Origin of the sequence: Nitrosomonas halophila (assembly GCF_900107165.1) — a bacterium.
GTDB classification, from domain to species: Bacteria; Pseudomonadota; Gammaproteobacteria; order Burkholderiales; family Nitrosomonadaceae; genus Nitrosomonas; species Nitrosomonas halophila.
Map to the genome: position 1 here is coordinate 1 of NZ_FNOY01000111.1, position 4878 is coordinate 4878.

Consider the following 4878-nt stretch of genomic DNA (forward strand, 5'->3'; position numbering starts at 1 on the left):
GACTTAAAAAAACGCTACTGGGGGCGCCATTTTTGGGCGCGAGGATACTTTTGTGTAACATCAGGAGAACTGACAGAAGAAATGATTCAAAACTATTTGGAGCATCATTTTGAACCTAAAGGTGATGATAATTTCAGAACCGAAAGCTAAACGGGTCTTAAGACCCGTATCCTGACTTTAGTCATTGTCACTAACCCACCAGCTTTAGCTGGTGGTTGTTTAGTTTGCCGTTTTTCCTGTTTTCCGCCACTGCCGGTCAGTTGGCGGATAAATGGGACAAGGCGCGCCTGATCCGCTATATCAAGTTTGCCGAGATCGTGCTGATGGGGTGTGCGGCAATCGGTTTTTACCTGGGCAGCGTGTCATTCTTGCTCGCTGTCCTGTTTCTGATGGGGGCGCAATCGGCGTTCTTCGGGCCGCTCAAATACGCGATCCTGCCCGATCAGCTGCATGCGCATGAACTGATCGGCGGGAACGCGCTGGTTGGCGCCGGCACTTTCATCGCCATCCTGCTGGGGACGATTGCCGGCGGGCTGCTCATCGTGACCGAGCAAGGCGGTATGATCGTCTCCACCATGGTCATCGTGACCGCTCTGGCGGGCTGGTTGTGCAGTTTATTCATTCCCGCCACCGAGCCAGCCGAGCCTGGCATGATCGTCGGTTACGATGTGCTTAAAGAAACGCGGGTGATCATCGGCCAGATTCGCCAGAACACCACGGTTTTTCGGGCGATCCTGGGCATATCCTGGTTCTGGCTGTTTGGTGCCACATTGCTGTCGCAATTTCCGACATTCGCCAAGGCAGTCGTGGGCGGCAATGAGCAGGTTGTCACGTTGTTTTTGACCACCTTTTCGATTGGCATCGGGATAGGCGCATTGCTGTGCGACAAGCTGCTCAAGGGCCAAGTCGCGGCCACCTATGTGCCGCTGGGTATCCTGGGGATGACGGTTTTCACGATTGATCTGTATTTTGCCAGTGGCGGCGTTATGTCCGCCCCGGGCCAGAGCCTGATCGGTGCCGCAGCTTTTCTGGAATCGTTGGCGCACTGGCGAATAGTGCTTGATCTGCTTGCCATCTCGATCAGCGGCGGGTTGTATATCGTGCCGTTGTACGCCATGGTGCAGCGTCACGCCGAGGCGTCGCATCGTTCCCGGGCGGTCGCCGCGAACAACATCATGAACGCCTTGTTTATGGTGGTTTTCGCGCTCGCCATCAGCGTGCTGCTCGCCCTGGACTTTACCGTTCCCGAAGTGTTTCTCGCGATCGCCTTGCTGAATGGCTTGGTTGCCGTTTATATCGCGAGCCTGTTGCCCTATGCGCTGGTGAAATCCATTCTGCAATGGGGATTGCGCGTATTCTACCGCTTGGAAGTCAGGGGCGGGGCGCACTACCGACAGGCCGGTGAAAATGTACTTATCGTGGCCAACCATCTGTCGTTTCTGGATGCCGCCTTGTTGAGCGTGTGCCTGCCCGAACGTTTGTGCTTTGCCATCAACGCCGATATTGCCCGCCAATGGTGGGTCCGGCCCTTTCTGTTCCTGACCGACACCGTCGCGATCGACCCGGGCAATCCGTTGTCGACCCGTCTGTTGATCGAGCGTGTCAAACAAGGAGACAAGGTGGTGATCTTTCCCGAGGGCCGGCTGACCATGACCGGGTCGCTCATGAAAGTCTACGAAGGCCCGGCGTTGATCGCCGACAAATCGGGTGCGCAACTGTTGCCGATCAGCCTCTCGGGCCCGCAATACACCCCGTTCTCGCGATTGAAGGGCAAGGTGCGGATACGCTGGTTTCCCAGAATCATGGTCAATATCATGCCGCCGGAAACGCTTGAGCTGCCGGACTCGGTCCGTGGCAAGCGGCGGCGGCGCCTGGCCGGTCTCAAGCTGTATGACATCATGACTAACACCTTGTTTCAAAGCAACGATTTGCGGCAGACCTTGTTTCAGTCGCTGCTCGATGCCAAGGTTGTACATGGCCGGGATCATGTCATCGCCGAGGATGTGGAACGCAAGCCCCTGACCTATTTCCAGTTGATCGCCCGTAGTTTCATGCTGGGGGGCGTGTTGCGCAGATACACCCGGGTCCAGGCGAATACCGGAATCATGCTGCCCAATATGGTCGGCAGCCTGATCAGTTTCTTTGCTCTGCATGCATTTGGGCGCATACCGGCCATGCTCAATTTTTCCACCAGCCCCAAGCAGCTGGCGGCCGCTTGTCAGAGCGCTCAAATTCAGACTGTTATCACTTCCCGCCGGTTCGTTGAAACCGCCAAGCTGGCACATCTGGTCGAGAGCCTGCGGGCGCAGGGTGTGAGACTGGTTTATCTGGAGGATGTCCGCGATCAGATCCATTGGTGGCATAAGCTGGCGGGGCTGCTGGCCGGGATGCTGCCGGGCCTCTGTTATCGCCTGACTGCTTCCAAGCGCGACCCGGACGCACCGGCGGTTGTGTTGTTTACTTCCGGTTCCGAAGGCGTGCCCAAGGGCGTGGTGCTGAGCCACACCAACCTGCAGGCAAACCGCTTCCAGGCTTCATCCCGGATTGATTTCGGCCCGACCGATATCGTGTTCAATGCCTTGCCAATTTTCCATTCCTTCGGGCTGACAGGCGGTACGCTGCTGCCCGTATTGTCCGGTATCAGGATCTTTCTTTATCCTTCACCGCTACATTATCGGGTCATTCCGGAACTGGTCTACGACACCAATGCCACCCTGTTGTTCGGCACCGATACTTTTCTCGCCGGTTATGCGCGTTATGCCCATGCGTATGATTTCTACAGCGTTCGCTATGTGTTCGCGGGCGCCGAAAAACTGCGCGAGAGCACGCGCCGGCTCTGGTCGGAGAGTTTTGGTGTGCGTATTTTTGAAGGTTATGGTGCCACCGAAACTTCACCTATCCTTAGCCTGAATACCCCCATGCACAACCAGCCGGGCTCAGTCGGCCGCCTGTTGCCCGGTATCCGGTATAGGCTGGAAGCTGTGCCGGGGATCGAGTACGGCGGTAAATTGCTGGTTTCCGGCCCCAATATCATGCAGGGGTATTATCTGGCCGAGGCGCCTGGCACGATTGTGCCGCCAGCCGATGGCTGGTATGACACCGGAGATATCGTTGAAATCAACGATGAGGGCTATCTTTTTATTCAGGGCCGCGTAAAGCGTTTTGCTAAAATCGGTGGGGAGATGGTGTCGTTGACGGCGGTGGAAGAAGCCATCGGCCGGTTATGGCCGGCGTATGCGCACGCAGCGGTTCAGCTGCCCGATGACAAGAAAAGCGAGCAGATCCTGCTGGTGACGACTCACCCTGAGGCAGACCGGGATGCGATCATCGCTTTTTTCAAGCAAGAGGGCATGGAAGCGCTGGGCATTCCCAAAAATATTTTACATATCGACCAATTGCCAGTGCTTGGCACCGGCAAGACCGACTACGTCGCACTGCATGACTGGGTGCTGCAGCAGCATGTCTAGGAGGCTGTCCGAGAATAGCGATCGTAGCGAGGGCGAAGCTGGCTGAGCGGGATTTTTCGATCATTTGAGGCGAATAGTGGTTCTCGGACAGCCTCCTAGGCGTTGACAGGCGGATGAGTGGAGGAGATGGCGTGTAGCAGCGACAGCCGCCGCTTCTGCCCGGGTTCGGCCTGAACTTTGACAGAGAGGGTGTTGCCATGCATGACATTGCGCCGACTGATTCCGATGCCGCACGTTTTCTGCAGATTGTGCGCGCAGCCGGACTGAATGCTGAACATGGCCGGCTGGCGTGCCAGCTGCGTTCCGGCTTTTTGAATGCGCATGCCGAAGCACTGGTGGATAATTGCCTGGCCGCATTGGCAGAAGATCAAGATTTTTTGTCAATCAAGCAGGTGGATCGCGGGCACACTTTGCGGCAAGGCTGGATCGATTTGCTGCGAAGCTTCGGGCAGAATTTCGATTCGCCTGGCTATCTCGTTCGGCGGCTGACTTTTTTCGCTGCCTGTGCCCGCGCCGGCATGCCGCTGAATCTGCTGCTGTTGCAGCACAGTCTGATCCAGCGCAACGTGGTTGAACGCATCGCAGTCAGTGGCGTGACTACGTCGGATGCGCATAAATTGACTGATTGTGCACTGAGAATCGGTGCACTGGATCTCTATCTGGTCGCAGAGGGCTACCACTTGCCGGAAATCGATGCACTCCGTAAATCCTTGCAGGCACTGCGCGGAGAGGTTTCGCATCTGCGCTGGCGCACATCAGTGGATCAGTTAACCGGTCTGGTGAGCTATAGCAAGCTGGTGGAAATACTGGCGCAGCAGATCGACCTGGCCCAAGCGCGCAGGCAACCGCTGAGTCTCATCATGGCCGACCTGGATTTTTTCAAAAGCATTAACGATACTCATGGCCACCTGGTGGGTGATTTGGTGCTGCGTCATACGGCCGAACGCATTCAGGCTGCGGTACGTGATTTCGATATCGTCGGACGCTTTGGCGGAGAGGAGTTCACCGTGATTCTGAAAAATACGGATATCGAAATGGCAGGCATTATCGGCGAGCGCATCCGTGCGGAAATCGCGGGTGGTCCCATCCATGTCAAGGCGTTGAATATCAGCATTACCATCAGCCTGGGCGTGGCAATGCTGAGACAGGATGAAACGATGGAAGCCTTGCTGGAACGGGCTGATGCTGCCATGTATCAAGCCAAGCGGGCTGGCCGCAACCGCGTGGTGATCGCCACTTGATAGGATAGGGAAAGCTACCGGCAAGATGGCGTGACCCCACTTTCAATCGCCGGGAGACTGGAATGATAATAATTCGTAACTATTCAGCGTATTCTTTCTCTCAGTCATTCTGCAACATAAAATCAGGCAGTTTCCCAGCGAAGAGCAGGGAAAGCGCCTCGGAAGCAGAA

At 56.2% G+C, this 4878-nt stretch carries 3 protein-coding genes; all 3 read left to right on the forward strand.

The window, feature by feature from the left end:
• Positions 1–150 (forward strand): transposase (locus BLV85_RS14185; protein WP_176973882.1); only part of this gene is annotated, 150 nt, incomplete at its 5' end.
• A gap of 74 nt (positions 151–224) precedes the next feature.
• Positions 225–3467: an acyl-[ACP]--phospholipid O-acyltransferase gene (locus BLV85_RS14190; RefSeq protein WP_176974057.1), complete on the forward strand. Its 3243-nt coding sequence runs from the start codon at positions 225–227 to the stop codon at positions 3465–3467.
• A gap of 197 nt (positions 3468–3664) precedes the next feature.
• A complete protein-coding gene (locus tag BLV85_RS14195; RefSeq protein ID WP_090415876.1) occupies positions 3665–4708 on the forward strand; it encodes a GGDEF domain-containing protein in 1044 nt (347 codons plus the stop codon).
• The last annotated feature ends 170 nt before the right edge of the window (positions 4709–4878 follow it).

Coding starts and splice junctions, on each gene's coding strand:
- BLV85_RS14195 (WP_090415876.1), top strand. CDS start 3,665: ATGCATGACATTGCGCCGACTGATTCCGATGCCGCACGTTTTCTGCAG.